Here is a 19,265-nt window from a genome sequence, read left to right on the forward strand (position 1 = left end):
CGCCACGGCGCCCGCGCAGTGGGAGCCCGCGCCACGGCGCCCGCGCAGCAGCCGCGCGCGACCCCCCGAGGCATCGGCCCGCGCTCTAGTGCCCCGCTTCGTCCCAATCGCCGCCTCGGCCGATCTGCACGTCGAGCGGCACCGACAGCTCGGCGGCGTCGGCCATGCGCGCTCGCACGATGCCCTCGACGGCATCCCACTCCCCCGCCGCGACCTCCACGACGAGTTCGTCGTGGATCTGCAGCAGCACGCGCGAGTGGAGGCCCGCGGTCGCCAGCTCTTCTCGGATGCGGAACAGTGCGACCTTCATGATGTCGGCGGCGCTGCCCTGGATCGGAGCGTTCAGCGCCGCGCGCTCCGCGTTCTCGCGAAGGACCCGGTTCATGCTGGTCAGGTCGGGGAACGGGCGGCGGCGACCGAAGATCGTCTCGGTGTAGCCGTCTTGGCGGGCCTGCTCGACCGAGCCCCGCAGGTAGTCGCGCACCGCGCCGAAGCGCGCGAAGTACTCGAGCATGAGCTTCTTGGCCTCGGACTGCTCGATGCGCAGCTGCTTCGACAGCCCGAAGGCCGACAGCCCGTAGACGAGGCCGTACGACATCGCCTTGACCTTCGTGCGCATCGCCGGGGTGACCTCGGCCGGCTCGACGCCGAAGACGCGCGCGCCGACGAAACGGTGCAGGTCCTCGCCCGAGTTGAACGCCTCGATCAGCCCCGGATCGCCCGAGAGGTGCGCCATGATGCGCATCTCGATCTGCGAGTAGTCCGCCGTGAGCAGGGTCTCGTATCCCTCGCCGACCTCGAACGCGGCGCGGATGCGCCGGCTCTCCTCCGTGCGGATCGGGATGTTCTGCAGGTTCGGGTCGGTGCTCGACAGGCGGCCGGTCTGGCTGCCCGTCTGCACGTACGTGGTGTGGATGCGCCCGTCGGTGCCCGTGGCGGTGTCGAGGGCGTCGATGATCTGCTTGAGCTTGGTCGCCTCGCGGTGACGGAGCAGCAGATCGAGGAAGGGATGCGGCGCGCTCTCCTGCAGGTCGGCCAGGGCCGCGGCATCCGTGGTGTAGCCGCTCTTGGTCTTGCGGGTTCGGGGCAACTGCAGCTCGTCGAACAGCACTTCCTGCAGCTGCTTCGGCGAGCCGAGATTCACCTCGTGTCCGATCGCCGCGTACGCGTCGCGGGCGAGCGCGTCGGCGCGCGCCCCGAGCTCGGACGAGAAGCTCGACAGCTTCTCGTGGGAAACGGCGACACCGGCCAGTTCCATGTCGGCCAGGGCGGTGAGGGTGGGCAGCTCGATGTCGTCGAGCACTTCGGCCACGCGCTCGGGCATCTCGGCGCGCTGCGCCTCGGCGACCCGGCGCGTGTACCACGACAGCTGGCCGGGGGTGGCGCCATCGGTCTCGGGGACGAGCTGCGTGGGGTCGGCGACGGGAAGCTTCTCGTCGAGGAAGCGTTCGACCAGATCCCCGAGCGTCTTGTCGGGGAAGCTCGGGCGCACCAGCCACCCCGCGAGGATGACGTCGAACGCCACCCCCGCCAGGGCCACACCCTCGCGGGCCAGCGCCTTGATCTGGGGCTTGGCGTCGGCGAACACCTTCGGAGTGTCGGATGCCAGCCACCCCGCCAACGCGTCTCGCATCGCCGGCGTCCACTCGGCTTCGACGGCGGCGTCACCCGAGGCGAGACCGATCGCCGTCGGGGCGGCGCCGGCGAGGGTGAGGGTCACGCCGACGGACCCCTGGGCATCGGCGGCCCACGCCGCGAGGGCCTCGGGGTCGAGACGCGTCGGGGCGGGGGCGGTGGCCGTCGGCAGGGTCTCTTCGGCGACGGTCTCTCCGCCGCCCATGGCGTCGAACACGCGCGGCAGGAGCGTACGGAACTCGAGGCGGGCGAAGATGTCGCGCACGGCCTGGGTGTCGAGCGGCTTCACGGCGAGATCACCGGGGCCGACCGGCAGCTCGACGTCGCGCAGCAGACGGTTCAGCGCGCGGTTGCGCGTGACGGCGTCGAGGTGCTCGCGCAGGTTGTTGCCCACCACGCCGGTGATCTTGTCGGCGTTCTCGATCAGCGCTTCGAGCGAGCCCCACTGCGTGAGCCACTTGACCGCCGTCTTCTCGCCGACTTTCGGGACGCCGGGGAGGTTGTCGCTGGTCTCGCCGACCAGGGCCGCGATCTCGGGGTACTGCGCGGGCGGGAGGCCGTACTTCTCGATGACGGCGGCGGTGTCGTAGCGCTTGAGCTGCGAGACGCCCTGCACGTTGGGGTACAGCAGCGTGACGTCGTCGGTGACGAGCTGGATCGTGTCGCGGTCGCCCGAGCACACCAGCACGCTGAAGCCCTGCTCCTCGCCCTGCGTGGCGAGGGTGGCCAGGATGTCGTCGGCCTCGAAGTCCTCCTTCTTCAGCACGGGCACCCCCATGGCCTCGAGGCACTCCTGCAGCAGCGGGATCTGCCCCTTGAACTCGGCCGGGGACTCGCTGCGGTTCGCCTTGTATTCGGTGTACTCGCGGGTGCGGAACGACTGGCGCGACGTGTCGAACGCCACCGCCAGGTGCGTCGGCTTCTCGGCCTTCACCAGGTTGACGAACATCGACAGGAAGCCGTAGATGCCATTGGTGTGCTGGCCGTCTTTCGTCGAGAAGTTGTCGACCGGCAGCGCGTAGAACGCGCGGTAGGCCAGCGAGTGGCCGTCGACGACGAGGAGAGTAGGCTTTTCGGCATCCGTCACTCCCCCAGCGTAACGAGAACCACGGACACTCCCCCGGCCGCCCCCCTTCTTCGGGACGATGCCGACGATTCGAAGGCGACGATGACTTCCACGACCGACGACACCACCTCCGGCCTCGACTGGGCGAAACAGCGCGGAATGGGCGCCCTCGCCGAGAAGATGGGCATCGAGTGGGTCGAGTTCACGGTCGAGCGCTGCGTTGCGACGATGCCCGTCGAGGGCAACACCCAACCCGTCGGACTCCTGCACGGCGGCGCCTACGTCGTGCTCGGCGAGTCGCTGGGCTCGATGGCCGCCAACCTCCACGCCGGCTCGGGCAGGCTGGCGGTGGGCATCGACATCAACGCGACGCACACGCGCTCGGCGACGTCCGGCATCGTGACGGGCGTCTGCACCCCCATCCACCTGGGGCGCTCGCTCACCGTGCACGAGATCGCGGTCTCCGACGAGCAGGGACGACGCTGCTCGACCATCCGCATCACGAACATGATCAAGGACGCGCCGACGCGCTGACACCCGCCGCGGGAAACAGAAATGGATGCCACCGGGGTGGCATCCATTTCGCGTTCGGGGTCGGGTCAGCCCTTCTTGGGCGCCAGCTGCTCGATGATCGCCTTGGCGACGTCCTGCATGGTGAGGCGGCGGTCCATCGACGCCTTCTGGATCCACCGGAAGGCTTCGGGCTCGCTCAGGCCCATCTTCTCGTTCAGGAGACCCTTGGCGCGGTCGACCAGCTTGCGGGTCTCGAAGCGCTCGACCATGTCGGCCACCTCGGCCTCGAGCGTGATGATCTGCTCGTAGCGGGCCAGGGCGATCTCGATCGCGGGCAGCAGATCGTTCGGCGTGAAGGGCTTGACCACGTAGGCCAGCGCGCCGGCCTCGCTCGCGCGCTCGACGAGCTCTTTCTGGCTGAAGGCCGTCAGCAGTACGACGGGTGCGATGTGGTTCTTGCTCAGCTTCTCGGCGGCACTGATGCCGTCGAGCTGGGGCATCTTGACGTCCATGATCACGAGATCGGGGCGCAGTTCGGTGGCCAGCTGCACGGCGGTCTCGCCGTCGCCGGCTTCCCCGACGACATCGAAGCCGTTGTCGCGGAGGATCTCGACGATGTCGAGGCGGATGAGCGACTCGTCCTCCGCGACGACGACGCGGCGAGGTGCGGTCGGGGCGGTGGCCGGAGCGGCTTCTTGATCAGTCACGAGACCATCCTAGAACGGGAATTCGCGCATCCCCGGAGTGACCGAGGATGCGATAGGGCGTACCGGTGGTGGGACTCGAACCCACACGTCTTTCGACAGAGCATTTTGAGTGCCCCGCGTCTGCCATTCCGCCACACCGGCAGGTGTTGCGCTCCCAATGTACCGGGCGGGAACGCCACGACGCGCGCCGGGGTCACCGGCGCGCGTCGTTCGGAGATCAGACTTCCTGGTATCCCGGGGCCGCACCGTGCACGGCGTCGCCCACGCGGTGCACGCGCAGGTCGTTCGTCGAGCCGGCGATTCCGGGAGGGGAACCCGAGATGACGACGACCTTGTCGCCGACCTTCGCGAGGTCGTGCGAGAGCAGGTAGTCGTCCACCTGCAGGAACATCTTGTCGGTGTGCGACACGTGCTCGACCAGCGTCGAGCGCACGCCCCACGTCAGCGCGAGGCGACGACGGATGCCGGGCTCGGGCGTGAAAGCGATCATCGGGATGGTCGAGCGCAGGCGCGACATGCGACGAGCGGAGTCGCCCGACTCGGTGAAGACGCAGAGGTACTTGGCCTCGACGAAGTCGGCGACCTCGACGGCGGCCAGGGTGATGGCCCCACCCTGGGTGCGGGGCTTGTTGGTCAGCGGCGCGATGCGCTCGAGACCGTGCTCCTCGGTGGACTCCACGATGCGCGCCATGGTCTCGACGACCACGACCGGGTAGTCGCCGACGCTGGTCTCGCCCGAGAGCATGACCGCGTCCGCGCCGTCGAGGACGGCGTTGGCGACGTCGGAGGTCTCGGCGCGCGTGGGCACCGGGCTGGTGATCATCGACTCGAGCATCTGCGTGGCCACGATGACGGGCTTGGCCATGCGGCGCGCCAGCTCGACCGCGCGCTTCTGCACGATCGGAACGGCCTCGAGGGGCAGCTCGACGCCGAGGTCGCCGCGGGCGACCATGATGCCGTCGAAGGCGTCGATGATCTCCTCGAGGTTGTCGACCGCCTGCGGCTTCTCGATCTTGGCGATGACGGGCACGTAGCGCCCCTCCTCGGCCATGATCTCGTGCACGCGCTCGATGTCCTTGGCATCGCGGACGAACGACAGCGCGATGAGGTCGGCTCCGGCGTTGAGGCCCCAGCGGAGATCCGCTTCGTCCTTCTCGCTCAGCGCGGGGACGTTCACGGCGACGCCGGGCAGGTTGATGCCCTTGTTGTTCGACACGGGGCCGCCGACGATGACCTTGGTGGTGACCACGGTGCCGTCGGTCTCGACGACCTCGACGCGCACCTTGCCGTCGTCGATCAGGAGGAAGTCGCCCGGGCGCACGTCTTGCGGCAGACCCTTGAACGTCGTTCCGACGAGCTCCTTGGTGCCGAGGATGTCTTCCACGGTGATCTTGAAGATGTCACCGGGCAGCAGGTCGTGAGGACCGTTCTCGAACTTGCCGAGGCGGATCTTCGGGCCCTGCAGGTCGACGAGGGCGGCGACCGGGCGACCGGCGTCCTCGGCGGCCTTTCGCACATTGGCGAAGTTGGCGTCGTGCACGGAGTAATCTCCGTGGCTCAGGTTGAGGCGGGCGACGTCCACCCCGGCGTCGATGATGGCGCGAACCATCTCATACGACGACGTGGCGGGCCCGAGTGTTGCGACGATCTTGGCGCGTCTCATCCGTTTTCAAGCTCCGTGAGGATTGCGGGTAGTGGCCGATCGGCCCTTGCCAGCTTAGGCGGGCAGCAGGCCGATGGCGACATCGGTCGGGCGCACCGGTGCAGGCAGCACCGTCTCGCCCATCAGGAACGTGTCGACCTCGGCGGCGGCCGCGCGGCCCTCGGCGATGGCCCACACGATGAGGGACTGTCCGCGACCGGCATCCCCGGCGACGAACACCCCCGGCGTGGTGGTGGCGTAGGTGGCGTCGCGATCGACGTTCCCGCGGCCCGTGAAGCGCGTCCCGAGCTGGTCTTCGAGGTGCTCCCGCTCGGGGCCGGTGAAGCCCATCGCGATCAGCACCAGGTCGGCCGGGATCTCACGCTCGGTCCCGCTCTTGGGGATGCGGCGCCCGTCGATGTACTCGGTCTCGGCGACGCGCAGCGCGCGCACCTCTCCCGCGGCGTTGCCGAGGAACTCCACCGTCGAGGCCAGGAACGTGCGCTCCCCGCCCTCTTCGTGGGCCGAGGCCATCTCGAACAGGTTCGGCATCATCGGCCAGGGCTGCTCGGCGGGTCGCTCCGCCGGCGGCTGCTTGCCGATCGCCAGGTTCGTCACGCTGAGCGCGCCCTGGCGGTGGGCCGTGCCGATGCAGTCGGCGCCGGTGTCGCCACCACCGATGACGACGACGTGCTTGCCCTCGGCCGAGATCTGCTGCGGCACCTGGTCACCCGCGACCGCCTTGTTGCCCTCGACGAGGTACTCCATGGCGTAGTGCACGCCGTCGAGGTCGCGGCCGGGGATCGCGAGGTCGCGCGGCACGGTGGCGCCGGTGGCGACCACGACCGCGTCGTAGCGCGCACGCAGGTCGCTCCACGAGATGTCCGTGCCGATCTCGACACCGGCGCGGAAGCGCGTGCCCTCGGCCTGCATCTGGCGCAGACGCAGCTCCAGGTGACGCTTCTCCATCTTGAAGTCGGGGATGCCGTAGCGCATCAGTCCGCCGATGCGGTCGTCGCGCTCGAACACGGCGACGGTGTGCCCGGCGCGCGTCAGCTGCTGCGCCGCGGCGAGGCCGGCGGGGCCCGAACCGACGACCGCGACGGTCTTGCCGGTCAGTCGCTCCGGCGGCTCGGGCTCGACCCAGCCGTTCGAGAACGCCTCGTCGATGATCGAGACCTCGACCTGCTTGATCGTGACCGCGGGCTGGTTGATGCCCAGCACGCAGGAGCTCTCGCACGGAGCCGGGCACAGGCGTCCCGTGAACTCCGGGAAGTTGTTCGTCGCGTGCAGGCGCTCGATCGCCGCGCGGCCCTCGCCGCGCCACGTGAGGTCGTTCCACTCCGGGATCAGGTTGCCCAGCGGGCAGCCCTTGTGGCAGAACGGGATGCCGCAGTCCATGCAGCGACCGGCCTGGCGCTTGATGACGGCCGAGTCGCCCGGCTCGTACACCTCTTTCCAGTCCATGATGCGCACCGGCACCGGCCGGCGCTGCGGGAGCTCGCGCTCCGTGGTCTTGAGAAAACCCTTCGGGTCAGCCACCCGTCACCTCCAGAATGCGCGTCCAGACGACGTCGCCGTCGGGGTCGAGCCCCTCGGCGACCGCCTCCTGGCGGGTCTGCAGCACAGCGGCGTAGTCGCGCGGCAGCACCCGGACGAAGTTGTCCACCTCGGTGTCGAAGTCGTCGAGGAGACGACGAGCGAGCGTGGAGTCGGTCTCCGCGACGTGCTTGTCGAGCAGGTCGCGCAGGATCTCGGCATCCCCCGATCCGAGGGCGCCGAGCACGAGCTCACCGGATGCCATGGCCTCGCGGTTCACCAGGTCGCGGTCGAGCTTGTAGACGTAGGCCTGACCGCCGGACATGCCGGCGCCGAGGTTGCGGCCGGTGGCGCCGAGGATCACGGCGAGGCCGCCGGTCATGTACTCCAGCGCGTGGTCGCCCACGCCCTCCACCACCGCCGTCGCACCCGAGTTGCGCACGAGGAAGCGCTCGCCCACCACACCGTTCAGGAACATCTGCCCCTGGGTGGCGCCGTAGCCGATGACGTTTCCGGCGATGACGTTCTCGGAGGCCGCGAAGGTCGAGCCGCGCGGCGGGCGCACGACGATCGTTCCGCCCGACAGTCCCTTGCCGACGTAGTCGTTCGAATCGCCCTCGAGGCGCAGCGTGATGCCCGCGGGCATGAACGCGCCGAACGACTGCCCGGCCGAGCCGGTCAGGCGCACGTCGATCGAGTTCTCGGGCAGACCGTGCTCGCCCCGCGCTTTGGTGACGTGGTGGCCGAGCATGGTCCCGACCGCGCGCGCGGTGTTGCGGATGGGCAGGTCGATCGTGAGCTGGCCCCCGTGCGCGATCACGTCCTGCGCCCGCTCGATGAGCTGCACGTCGAAGTGCTCCTCGAGCTCGTGGTCCTGGTTGCGACCGTGGCGGCGCGGCTCGTCGTCGGCGAAGCGAGGTCCCTCGAGGATCGGCGCGAGGTTCAGGCCGCGCGCCTTCCAGTGCTGGATCGCCTCGTTGGCATCCAGCAGCTCCGAGCGGCCCACGATCTCGTCGATCGAGCGGTACCCCATGGCGGCGAGGTACTCGCGCACCTCCTGGGCGATGAACTCCATGAAGTTGACGATGTACTCGGCCTTGCCGGTGAAGCGCTGGCGCAGCACGGGGTTCTGCGTCGCGACGCCCACCGGGCAGGTGTCGAGGTGGCACACGCGCATCATGATGCAGCCCGAGACGACGAGCGGCGCGGTGGCGAAACCGAACTCCTCGGCACCGAGCAGCGCGCCGATGATGACGTCGCGACCGGTCTTCATCTGCCCGTCGACCTGCACCACCACGCGGTCGCGCATGCCGTTGAGCATGAGCGTCTGCTGCGTCTCGGCCAGGCCCAGCTCCCACGGCGTGCCGGCGTGCTTGAGCGAGTTCATCGGGCTCGCGCCCGTGCCGCCGTCTTGGCCGGAGACCAGGATGACGTCACTCAGCGCCTTCGCGACCCCGGCCGCGACCGCACCGATGCCCGACTGGCTGACGAGCTTGGTGTGGATGCGGGCCGTGGGGTTGGCGCGCTTGAGGTCGAAGATCAGCTGCTTGAGGTCTTCGATCGAGTAGATGTCGTGGTGGGGCGGCGGCGAGATGAGGCCGACGCCGGCGGTCGCGTGGCGCGTGCGCGCCACCCACGGGTACACCTTGGTCGGGGGCAGCTGACCGCCCTCGCCGGGCTTGGCTCCCTGGGCGAGCTTGATCTGGATGTCGTCCGCCTCGGTGAGGTAGAGGCTCGTGACGCCGAAGCGACCGGATGCCACCTGCTTGATCGCGCTGCGACGCTCGGGGTCGAGGAGGCGGTCGACGTCTTCTCCGCCCTCGCCGGTGTTCGACTTGCCGCCGATGCTGTTCATCGCGACGGCGAGCACCTCGTGCGCCTCCTTCGAGATGGAGCCGTAGCTCATCGCGCCGGTGGAGAAGCGCTTGACGATCGCCGAGACCGGCTCGACCTCGTCGATCGGCACGGCCGGGCGCACACCCGTGCGCAGGCCGAACAGGCCGCGGAGGGTCTTCAGCTCGTGCGCCTGGTCGTCGATCAGCTGCGTGTACTCGCGGAAGATGTCGTACCGGCGCTCGCGCGTCGCGTGCTGCAGGCGGAACACCGTGTCGGGGTTGAACAGGTGCGGGGCGCCGTCGCGGCGCCACTGGTACTCGCCGCCGGTCCACAGGCGCTCGTGCGCGCGGGCCGCGGCATCCTGCGGGTAGGCGTATTCGTGACGCGCGGCGTTCTCGGCCGCGATGACGTCGAGACCCACACCGCCGAGCTTGGACTCGGTGCCGGTGAAGTAGGCCTCGACGAACTCGCGCGAGAGGCCCACGGCCTCGAACACCTGCGCGCCGGCGTACGACGACACGGTGGAGATGCCCATCTTCGACATGATCTTCAGCACGCCCTTGCCGAGCGCGTAGATCAGGTTCTTGACGGCCTTCTCGGGCGTGATGTTCGTGATGAAGCCCGCGCGCACGAGGTACTCGACGGTCTCCATCGCCAGGTACGGGTTGACCGCCGAGGCTCCGTAGCCGATGAGCGTCGCCACGTGGTGCACCTCGCGCACGTCGCCCGCCTCGACCACGAGGCCCACCTTCATGCGGGTCTCCTTGCGGATGAGGTGGTGGTGCACCGCGGCCAGCATGAGCAGCGAGGGGATGGGCGCGAGGTCTTTGTTGGAGTCGCGGTCGCTCAGGACGATGAACTCGGCGCCGTCCTCGATGGCCTGGTCGACCTCGGAGCACATCTGGGTGAGGCGCTTCTGCAGTCCCTTGTGCCCGGCTTCGACGCGGTAGAGACCGCGGATCGTCACCGACGACCGGCCCGGGAGGGCGGTGTCGATGTGCTGGATCTTGGCGAGTTCGTCGTTGTCGATCACGGGGAAGTCCAGCGTGACCGTGCGCGTGTGGTCGGGACCCCAGTCGAGCAGGTTCCGCTCAGGGCCCAAACCGAGCGACAGCGACGTGACGACCTCTTCGCGGATCGAGTCGAGCGGCGGGTTGGTGACCTGCGCGAACTGCTGCGAGAAGTAGTCGAACAGCAGCCGCGGGCGGTCGCTGAGCACGGCGACGGGCGCGTCGCTGCCCATGGCGCCGAGGGGCTCGACGCCGCCCTGTCCCATCGGGGTCAGCAGGATGCGCACTTCTTCTTCGGTGTAGCCGAAGGTGCGCTGGCGGCGCGTGATCGAGGCGATGGGGTGCACGATGTGCTCGCGCTCGGGCAGCTCGCTGAGCTTGACCCGACCCTTGTCGACCCACTCGGCCCACGGCTCGAGGGCGGCGAGCTGCGACTTGATCTCCGCGTCGTCGACGATGCGGCGCTGCGCGGTGTCGACGAGGAACATGCGACCGGGCTGGAGGCGGCCGCGGCGCTTGATGCGCTCGGGCGCGAAGTCGAGCACGCCGGTCTCCGAGCCGATCACGACAAGTCCGTCGGTGGTCTCGGTCCAGCGACCCGGACGCAGGCCGTTGCGGTCGAGCGTCGCGCCGACGAGTGTCCCGTCGGTGAAGATGAGGGCGGCGGGGCCGTCCCAGGGCTCCATCTGCATGGAGTGGTAGTCGTAGAACGCGCGCAGATCGGGGTCGATCGTCGCCTGCTTCTCGTACGCCTCGGGGACCATCATCATGATCGCGTGCGGCAGGCTGCGGCCCGTGAGGGTGAGCAGCTCGAGCACCTCGTCGAAGGAGGCGGAGTCGCTCGCACCCTCGGTGCAGATGGGCAGCAGCGGGCGCACGTCGCCGATCAACTCGGACTCGAGCTGCGACTGCCGCGCGCGCATCCAGTTGCGGTTGCCCTTGACGGTGTTGATCTCGCCGTTGTGCGCGAGCATGCGCAGCGGCTGCGCGAGCGGCCACGACGGGAACGTGTTCGTGGAGTAGCGCGAGTGCACGACGGCCAGCTCCGAGGCGAAGCGCTCGTCCTGCAGGTCGGGGTAGAACGGCTCGAGCTGCAGGGTCGTGACCATGCCCTTGTAGCCGAGCGTGCGGCTCGACAGCGACACGAAGTACGCGTCGAGGTCGTGACGCGCGCGCTTGCGCAGACGGTAGACGCGGCGGTCGAGTGCGATGCCCGACAGTGCGGGCTCGTCGCCGACGGCGGGACGCGACACGAAGAGCTGCTCGAACGCCGGTCGCGCCTCGTAGGCGAGCTTGCCGAGGTTCTCCGCCTCGACCGGCACCTCGCGCCAGCCGAGCACCTCGAGGTTCTCGTGGCGGGCGATCTCTTCGATGCCCGCCTTCATCGCGGCGCGCTCCTCGTGCCCGAGGGGCAGGAAGACCATGCCGGCGGCGTACTCCCCCACCGGCGGCAGGTCGAAGCCGACCACCGCGCGCAGGAACGCGTCGGGCATCTGGGTGAGGATGCCGGCACCGTCACCGGTGCCCGCGTCGGAGCCGATCGCTCCGCGGTGCTCGAGGTTGCGCAGCGCCGTCAGCGCCAGATCGATGATGTCGTGACCGGCTTCGCCGCGGAGAGTGGCGACCATGGCGAGGCCACAGGCGTCTTTCTCGAACGACGGGTCGTACATTCCCTGTCGGGCCGGGAACGTGCCTCCGACGGTGTCGGAACGCAGGCTGGAAGCCATATCAACCGTCCTCACGTTGATGCTTCGAATGGGACGACGTCGGCCCAGAGTGTTAGTTCGTGGCGGGGCTGCTTGTGGCGCTGGTGCCGACGGTGTCGCTCGTCGCGGGCGGCTCGCTCACGTCGACGAAGTCAGAGGGGTCGCCTGAGTCTACAGCCCCCGCAGCCTTGGGCTGACGCCCCGGTACGTACGGCGAGGGCTCGAGGCCCAGGTGGCGGCGCGACTGCACCACGAAGATGACGATGCCGATGATGACGCCGAAGATCGCCGCCCACACGTTCGTGCGCAGGCCCAGGATGATGTCGCTCGGATCGACGCGGATGGACTCCCAGACGATGCGACCCGCCGAGTACCACATGAGGTAGATCGCGAACTGCTTGCCCCACTGCAGGGTGAAGCGCTTGCCGACGTACAGGATGACCGCCGCGCCGAGCAGGTTCCAGACGACCTCGTAGGCGAAGGTGGGGTGGAACAGCGTGCCGGCGGGAAGGCCCACCGGGATGGCGGGGTTGCCGGCGGAGATCTCGAGGCCCCACGGCAGGTCGGTGGGCTGACCGAACAGCTCCTGGTTGAACCAGTTGCCGAAGCGGCCCATGGCCTGGGCGATGATGAGCCCCGGCGCGAGGGCGTCGGCGAAGGTCCAGAAACGGATGCCGGTCCAGCGGCATCCGAGGATCGCGCCGATCGCGCCACCGATGAGGGCGCCGTAGATGGCGATTCCGCCTTCCCAGATGGCCCACACCGTTCCGGTCTGCCACTGGAATCCGCCGTCGAACGTGAACAGGATCCAGGGGTTCGACCCCGGCCCGAAGTAGAAACCCAGGTGCGTCACCACGTGGTAGATGCGCGCCACGACGATCGCGAGCGGCACCGCCAGCAGGCAGATGTCGATGACGACCCACTTCTCGGCGCCGCGACGCGTCAGCCGAGCGTTCGTGAGGAACACCGCGACGATGATGCCCGCGACGATGCACAGGGCATAGAAGTGGATGCGGAGCGGACCGAGATCGACGTACGAGATGGTCGGGCTCGGGATGCTGGCGAGCACGCCGGAGGCGGCGCTCGAGAGGGCGAACGTCATGCGAACGAGTCTAGGCGCGCCGCGCCGCGCCCGCGGACAGCTCCCGCGCGAGCGTGGACAGTCCCTCGACGCCACCGTCGCGGAGCGCCTTGACCAGCGCGGTTCCCACGATCGCACCGTCGGCGTACTCCACGACACCCGCGACCTGCTCGGCGTTGGAGATGCCGATGCCGACGCACGCGTTCTCGGCCCCGAAGGAGCGCAGGCGCTCCACGAGACCCCGGGCCGCGGCATCCAGCTGCGTGCGCTCGCCCGTGATCCCCATGGTCGAGACCGTGTAGACGAAGCCCGTCGAGGCGTCGACGATCATCTTGAGGCGTTCATCGGACGAGGTCGGGGCGGCGAGGAACACGCGGTCGAGACCGGTGCGCTCGCTCGCGGCGATCCACGCCGCTCCCGCGTCGGGGGTGATGTCGGGCGTGATGAGCCCCGCTCCCCCGGCGGCGACGAGCTCGTCGGCGTAGCGGTCGACGCCGTACTGCTCGACGAGGTTCCAGTACGTCATGACGAGGACGGGCGTGTCGACGCGCGCCGTGACCTCGCGGATGATCGTGAACAGGTCGCGCATGCGGAAGCCGTTGGCCAGGGCCGTCTGCGTGGCCTCCTGGATGACCAGGCCGTCCATGACGGGGTCGCTGTAGGGCGGGCCGAGCTCGATGACGTCTGCACCGGCCTCGGCCAGCGCGACGGCGGCCTCGATGCTGGTGGCGACGTCGGGGAAGCCGGCGGGCAGGTAACCGACGAAGGCGCCTCGACCCTCGGCGTGCGCGGCCCGGATCGCCGTGGCGACGCGCGAGGTCACAGCTCGACCCCCGCACCGCTCGCGGCGTCGGGCGCCGGCGTCACGTCGACGGGCGAGCCCGGCGCGTCCGCGACGGTCTCGGCGGCATGGGTCTGCGCGGACCCCGCCGCCGCCTCGGGGGCGTGCTCGGCGTCGTACAGGTCGAAGTAGCGCGCGGCGGTGTCCATGTCCTTGTCGCCGCGGCCGGAGAGATTGACGACGATCAGGGCGTCCGGGCCCCGCTCGCGACCGATGCGCAGGGCGCCGGCCAGGGCGTGGGCGGACTCGATCGCGGGGATGATGCCCTCGGTGCGCGAGAGCAGGCGCAGGGCCTGCATGGCCTCGTCGTCGGTGGCGGGGATGTACTGCGCCCGCCCGATGTCGGCGAGCCAGGCGTGCTCGGGACCGACGCCCGGGTAGTCGAGGCCGGCCGAGATCGAGTGGGACTCCGTGGTCTGGCCGTCTTCGTCCTGCAGGACGTAGGTGCGCGCCCCGTGCAGCACGCCCGGTCGGCCTCGACCGATGGATGCCGCGTGCTTGGGGGTGTCGACGCCGTCGCCGGCCGCTTCGACGCCGTAGAGGGCGACGCCCTCGTCGTCGAGGAACGCGTCGAACATGCCGATGGCATTGGAGCCGCCGCCGACGCAGGCGAGGACGGCGTCGGGAAGGCGCCCGAGGCGCTCGAGGAACTCGGCGCGGGTCTCCTCGCCGATGACCTTCTGGAAGTCGCGCACCATCGCCGGGAACGGGTGGGGGCCCGCGGCGGTGCCGAAGATGTAGTTCGTCGTCTCGACCGAGGCGACCCAGTCGCGGTACGCCTCGTTGATGGCGTCCTTCAGCGTGCGCGAACCCGTCGTGACGGGGATGACCTCGGCGCCCAGCAGGCGCATGCGGGCGACGTTGAGCGCCTGGCGCTCGGTGTCGACCTCGCCCATGTACACGACGCAGTCGAGGCCGAAGAGCGCCGCCGCCGTGGCGGTCGCCACGCCGTGCTGGCCGGCGCCGGTCTCGGCGATGACCCGCGTCTTGCCGAGGCGCTTGGTCAGCAGCGCCTGTCCGAGCACGTTGTTGATCTTGTGCGAACCGGTGTGGTTGAGGTCTTCGCGCTTGAGGAACACGCGCGCCCCGCCCGCGTGCTCGGCGAAGCGGGGGACCTCGGTGAGCACCGAGGGCCGACCGGCGTAGTCGTGCAGGAGCGCCGAGAGCTCGGCGTGGAAGCTCGGATCGGCCATGGCCGACTCGTAGACCGCGGTGAGCTCGTCGATCGCCGCGATGAGCGACTCGGGCATGTAGCGGCCGCCGAAGTCCCCGAAGAAGGGGCCCTTCTGATCGCGGAGCGTGTGGGTCGTCGCGGTGGTCATGTCGTCTCCTGGAGGAACGCACGGAGGGTGGCGACGGGGTCGCCGGTGACGAGGGCTTCGCCCACGAGCACGACGTCGGCGCCCGCGGCGCGGTAGTGGGCGACGTCGGCGGGGGCGAGCACGGCCGACTCGGCGATCTTGACCGCGTCGGTCGGGAAGCGCTCGGCGAGCGAGCCGAAGAGGTCGCGGTCGAGCTCGAACGTGGAGAGGTTGCGGGCGTTGACGCCGATGAGCTTCGCGCCCAGCTGCGCGGCGCGCTCGAGTTCGTCGGCGGAGTGCGTCTCGACGAGGGCTGTCATCCCGAGCTCGGTGACGAGGCCGTACAGCTCGGCGAGCGTCTCGTCGTCGAGGGCGGCGACGATGAGCAGCACGAGATCGGCGCCCGAGGCGCGGGCTTCGAGCACCTGGTAGGGCGTCGCGATGAAGTCCTTTCGCAGGACGGGAACGCCGACGGCGGCCCGCACGGCCTCGAGATCGGCGAGGCTGCCCTTGAACTTGCGCCGCTCGGTGAGCACCGAGATGGCCGAGGCGCCGCCCTCTTCATACAGGCGGGCCTGCCGTGCCGGGTCGGGGATCGCCGCGAGATCGCCGCGCGAGGGGCTCGCCCGCTTGACCTCGGCGATGATCTTCACGCGGTCGGCGGGAGCGAGCATCGCCAGCGCATCGCGCGCCGGCGTCTGCGCGAGGGCGTCGCGCTCGACGTCGGCGAGCGGACGCGCCTGCGCGCGCTGCTCGGCATCCTCCACCGCTCCGGCCGTCAGATCGGCCAGCACGGTCAGTGCGCCTTCGGGTTGGACTTCGCGCCGTCTGCGCCGTAGCCGGCCTTCTTCATGACCAGACCGACGATCGCCCCGACGATGAGCAGGCCCACCGAGGCCCACACGAGCACGGGCATGTCGAACCAGAAGAACAGGGTGCCGAGCGTGATCGCGACGAGCATGATGATCACGGCCGTCCAGGCGGCGGGCGAGTGTCCGTGGCCGGGATCGCCGATGGGGTTGCTCATGGGGCTCCTAACAGTCGCGCGCGGGCGCGGGGGAAAGCGTGGGTCCAGTCTATCGAAGCGCGATGCGCCTCCTCCGCCGACGTCTCGATGTCGCGAGGTCGGCCCGCCGCGAAACGCGTGCGGCGCGGGTCGCCGGCGTGGCGAGCGTCGATCGAGGACGGCGAGGATCCGCCGGGCTCTCAGGCCGTCGGATCGTCGCCGCGCGAGAGGTCGTCCCACGAGTCGATGGCGTCGTGCGGACGACCGGCGTCACCGCCGGCTTCGGCGGAGGTGCGGTACTTACGGCTCGCGCCCGAGACCCAGCGGCGCGCGGTCACGAGCGTGAACACGGCCGCGGCGGCCAGCACGACCTGGGCCAGGAGCGTCACAGCGGGCCAGGGGGTGAGCGACAGGCTCGCCACGAGCGAGGCGACGGCATCCGTTCCCGAGATCCCGGTCGCCTCGGTGACCGTCGCCGCGGTCGCCGACACGGGCGTGGCGAGGAGCACCTGCGCGGTCTGGATGCCCACCAGCGCGGCGATCAGGATGCCGAGCACCCCGAAGACGTAGCGCAGCACGGGGCCGACGATCGACAGGGCCGCACCGAGCGCGAGGGCGGCGAGGCTCAGGGGGGTGAGAACGGGCACGGCGTCGGCGCCGGGCACGGCGAGGGTCTGCTGCGCACCGTCGTCGAGGGTCACGTCGATCCAGGTCTGCGTCGACGCGATGACGCCGATCGCACCCGCGATGAGCATCGCCAGGACGGCGGTGGAACGACCGCGCCGCATCAGCGCTCCCCCACGACCGGGTGCAGGTCGTCGGCGTCGAAGCACGTGTGGTCGCCGGTGTGGCAGGCGGCGCCGATCTGGTCGACCTCGATGAGCAGGGTGTCGCCGTCGCAGTCGAGGCGCGCACCCTTGACGAGCTGGATGTGACCCGAGGTGTCGCCCTTGCGCCAGTACTCCTGGCGTGAGCGCGACCAGAAGGTCACGCGGCCCGAGGTGAGCGTGCGGTCCAGGGCCTCGGCATCCATCCACCCGACCATCAGCACCTCGCGCGAGTCGAACTGCTGGATCACGGCGGCGACGAGCCCGTCGGCGTCATACTTCACACGGTCGACGCTCATCGGCGCACCTCGATCCCTTCCGCGGCCATCGCGTCTTTGACCTGCCCCACGGTGAGCTGGCCGGAGTGGAACACGGACGCCGCGAGCACGGCGTCGGCGCCCGCCTGGACGGCGGGGGCGAAGTGCTCGAGCGCACCCGCCCCGCCCGAGGCGATGACGGGGACCGCGGCGACCTGGCGCATGAGACGCACGAGCTCGAGGTCGAAGCCCTGCTTCGTCCCGTCGGCGTCGATGGAGTTGACCAGCAGCTCCCCCGCCCCGCGCTCGACGGCCTCGCGCGCCCATTCGAGGGCGTCGAGGCTCGTCTCGGTGCGGCCGCCGTGGGTGGTCACGACGAACCCGGAGGGGGCGGATGCCGCTCGCTTGACGTCGAGGGAGAGCACGATCACCTGTGCACCGAAGCGGTCGGCGATCTCGTCGATCAGTGGGGGGCGCGCGATCGCGGCGGAATTGACCCCGATCTTGTCGGCACCGACGGCGAGGAGCCGGGCGACGTCGTCGCTGGAGCGCACTCCCCCGCCGACGGTGAGGGGGATGAACACCTGCTCGGCCGTGCGGCGCACGACGTCGTAGGTGGTGGAGCGCTCGTCGACGGTCGCGGTGACGTCGAGGAAGGTGACCTCGTCGGCGCCCTGGTCGAAGTAGAGCTTCGCGAGTTCGACGGGGTCGCCCATGTCACGCAGGTCGAGGAAGTTGACGCCCTTGACCACGCGACCGCCCGCGACGTCGAGGCACGGGATGACGCGACGCGCGAGGGTCATCAGAGCCTCGCGGCGAGGATCTCGGTGACGAGGATCGCCCGCGCACCGATCGCGTAGAGCGCGTCCATGACCTGGTTGACGTCGCGGCGCGGGCTCATCACGCGCACGGCCACCCACTCCGGGTCGCGCAGCGGCGAGATCGTCGGCGACTCCAGGCCCGGTGCCACGGCCACGGCCTGGTCGACGAGCGCGGCCGGCAGGTCGTAGTCGATCAGCACGTACTTGCGCGCGGCCAGCACGCCGCGCAGGCGCCGAAGAAGCGTCTCGGTGCCCTCCGCCTCCTGCGGGCCGGCGATGAGCACGGCGTCGCTCTCGAGCAGGACGGGACCGAAGATCTCGAGCCCGGCCTGACGCAGCGTCGTGCCGGTGGAGACGACGTCGGCCACGGCATCCGCGACTCCGAGCTGCACCGCGGACTCGACCGCGCCGTCGAGCGGCACGATGTCGACCGCGATGCCGCGCTCGTCGAGGAAGGCGTCGACAAGGCCCGGGTAGGCGGTGGCGACGCGCAGGCCCTGCAGGTCGGCGACGTCGGTGAAGCGGCCGGGGCGGCCGGCGAAGCGGAACGTGGAGCCGGCGAAGCCGAGCGACTCGACCTCGCGGGCACCGGGCATGCGGGCGTCCAGCAGGAGGTCGCGGCCCGTGATTCCGACGTCCAGGGCGCCCGAGCCGACGTAGGTCGCGATGTCGCGGGGGCGGAGGTAGAAGAACTCGACCTCGTTGACGGGGTCGACGGTGTAGAGGTCTTTCGAGTCGCGTCGTCCGGTGTACCCGGCCTCCGAGAGCATCTCGGCGGCGGTTTCGGCGAGCGACCCCTTGTTCGGCACGGCGATTCGCAGCATGACGGGGGCTTTCGTGTTGTGTGAGCGGGGAGCGGCGAGCGAGCCGCAGAGACGGGCGGGAGGGCGCGGCTCAGAGATGTCGGTAGACGTCTTCGAGCGACAGGCCCTTGGCGAGCATGAGCGTCTGCAGGTGGTAGAGCAGCTGCGAGATCTCCTCGGCCGCGGCCTCGTCGGACTCGTACTCGGCGGCCATCCACACCTCGGCGGCCTCTTCGACGATCTTCTTGCCGATCGCGTGCACACCGGCATCCAGCTGCGCCACGGTGCCGGAGCCGGCGGGTCGCTCGACGGCCTTGGCGCTGAGTTCCGCGAACAGGTCGTCGAAGGTCTTCACGGTTCCAGGGTATCGGGTCGACGGGGGTGGGGCTGTCCGCGCAGCGTCGGCCGTCGCGGGCGCCGCGTGTCGCGCGGACGGGGCGACGCGTCTTGGCGGGCGCGCGGGGGACATGGGTCGGCGCGCGCGGGGGACGTGGGTCGGCGCGCACGCGGGGACGTGGCCGCATAAACGCGATTCGCGCGTATAAACGCGTTGACGTCGTGTTTCTGCGCGCGGATCGCGTTTATGCGAGCGACTTCGCCGAGCTCGGGCGGGGCGCGCCGGGCGGGTCGCGCCAGGGGCGGGACGCGCGGGCCGGGGCGCGCCGGGGCGGGAC

General features: G+C 70.1%; 16 protein-coding genes and 1 tRNA gene. 1 reads left to right on the plus strand and 16 read right to left on the minus strand.

Annotation, left to right across the window (positions count from 1 at the left end; translation table 11 throughout):
- Positions 1–85 precede the first annotated feature (85 nt).
- Positions 86–2,722 (minus strand): DNA polymerase I, encoded by a 2,637-nt coding sequence (gene polA / locus ACK4LS_RS12850; protein WP_409717847.1) that lies wholly within the window; start codon positions 2,720–2,722, stop codon positions 86–88.
- A gap of 81 nt (positions 2,723–2,803) precedes the next feature.
- On the opposite strand from polA, the gene ACK4LS_RS12855 reads away from it, so the two are divergent.
- Positions 2,804–3,235, plus strand: a complete 432-nt coding sequence (locus tag ACK4LS_RS12855; RefSeq protein WP_409717850.1) for a hotdog fold thioesterase — start codon at positions 2,804–2,806, stop codon at positions 3,233–3,235.
- 65 nt (positions 3,236–3,300) lie between these two features.
- Here ACK4LS_RS12855 and ACK4LS_RS12860 read toward each other — a convergent pair whose 3' ends face one another.
- The 15 genes from ACK4LS_RS12860 to ACK4LS_RS12930 form a co-directional block, all read right to left on the minus strand.
- Positions 3,301–3,921, minus strand: coding sequence for an ANTAR domain-containing response regulator (locus ACK4LS_RS12860; RefSeq protein WP_076675473.1), 621 nt, complete (start codon positions 3,919–3,921; stop codon positions 3,301–3,303).
- A 60-nt stretch (positions 3,922–3,981) separates the two neighbouring features.
- Positions 3,982–4,062, minus strand: a tRNA-Leu gene (locus ACK4LS_RS12865).
- Between the two features lie 76 nt (positions 4,063–4,138).
- A complete protein-coding gene (pyk, locus tag ACK4LS_RS12870) occupies positions 4,139–5,584 on the minus strand; it encodes a pyruvate kinase (RefSeq protein WP_409717853.1) in 1,446 nt (481 codons plus the stop codon).
- 54 nt (positions 5,585–5,638) lie between these two features.
- Positions 5,639–7,105 carry a glutamate synthase subunit beta gene (locus ACK4LS_RS12875; protein ID WP_409717856.1) on the minus strand — a complete coding sequence of 489 codons (1,467 nt, stop codon included), beginning with the start codon at positions 7,103–7,105 and terminating at the stop codon, positions 5,639–5,641.
- Positions 7,098–11,675, minus strand: coding sequence for a glutamate synthase large subunit (gene gltB, locus ACK4LS_RS12880; RefSeq protein WP_409717860.1), 4,578 nt, complete (start codon positions 11,673–11,675; stop codon positions 7,098–7,100). The genes ACK4LS_RS12875 and gltB overlap by 8 nt, the downstream gene beginning before the upstream one ends.
- A 52-nt stretch (positions 11,676–11,727) precedes the next feature.
- A complete protein-coding gene (gene lgt / locus ACK4LS_RS12885; protein ID WP_409717863.1) occupies positions 11,728–12,756 on the minus strand; it encodes a prolipoprotein diacylglyceryl transferase in 1,029 nt (342 codons plus the stop codon).
- A 10-nt stretch (positions 12,757–12,766) separates the two neighbouring features.
- Complete coding sequence (gene trpA, locus ACK4LS_RS12890) at positions 12,767–13,558, minus strand: tryptophan synthase subunit alpha (RefSeq protein WP_409717866.1); 792 nt, start codon at positions 13,556–13,558, stop codon at positions 12,767–12,769.
- Entirely contained in the window at positions 13,555–14,898 is a 1,344-nt protein-coding gene (gene trpB / locus ACK4LS_RS12895; protein ID WP_409717869.1) for a tryptophan synthase subunit beta, read from the minus strand. Before trpB ends, trpA begins: the two co-directional genes overlap by 4 nt.
- Positions 14,895–15,671 (minus strand): indole-3-glycerol phosphate synthase TrpC, encoded by a 777-nt coding sequence (gene trpC, locus ACK4LS_RS12900; protein WP_409717872.1) that lies wholly within the window; start codon positions 15,669–15,671, stop codon positions 14,895–14,897. The genes trpB and trpC overlap by 4 nt, the downstream gene beginning before the upstream one ends.
- A gap of 2 nt (positions 15,672–15,673) precedes the next feature.
- Positions 15,674–15,904, minus strand: a complete 231-nt coding sequence (locus ACK4LS_RS12905; RefSeq protein ID WP_409717875.1) for a DUF6704 family protein — start codon at positions 15,902–15,904, stop codon at positions 15,674–15,676.
- Positions 15,905–16,083: 179 nt separating this feature from the next.
- Complete coding sequence (locus ACK4LS_RS12910) at positions 16,084–16,671, minus strand: Trp biosynthesis-associated membrane protein (protein ID WP_409717878.1); 588 nt, start codon at positions 16,669–16,671, stop codon at positions 16,084–16,086.
- Complete coding sequence (gene hisI, locus ACK4LS_RS12915; RefSeq protein ID WP_409717881.1) at positions 16,671–17,009, minus strand: phosphoribosyl-AMP cyclohydrolase; 339 nt, start codon at positions 17,007–17,009, stop codon at positions 16,671–16,673. Before hisI ends, ACK4LS_RS12910 begins: the two co-directional genes overlap by 1 nt.
- On the minus strand, positions 17,006–17,770 hold the full coding sequence (hisF, locus tag ACK4LS_RS12920) for an imidazole glycerol phosphate synthase subunit HisF (RefSeq protein ID WP_409717884.1): 765 nt from the start codon (positions 17,768–17,770) through the stop codon (positions 17,006–17,008). Before hisF ends, hisI begins: the two co-directional genes overlap by 4 nt.
- Positions 17,770–18,612 (minus strand): ATP phosphoribosyltransferase, encoded by an 843-nt coding sequence (gene hisG, locus ACK4LS_RS12925; protein WP_409717887.1) that lies wholly within the window; start codon positions 18,610–18,612, stop codon positions 17,770–17,772. The genes hisF and hisG overlap by 1 nt, the downstream gene beginning before the upstream one ends.
- Before the next feature lie 70 nt (positions 18,613–18,682).
- Positions 18,683–18,946, minus strand: coding sequence for a phosphoribosyl-ATP diphosphatase (locus tag ACK4LS_RS12930; protein ID WP_150956431.1), 264 nt, complete (start codon positions 18,944–18,946; stop codon positions 18,683–18,685).
- Between the last annotated feature and the right edge of the window lie 319 nt (positions 18,947–19,265).

Source organism: Microbacterium sp. (assembly GCF_046295495.1).
GTDB lineage: Bacteria > Actinomycetota > Actinomycetes > Actinomycetales > Microbacteriaceae > Microbacterium.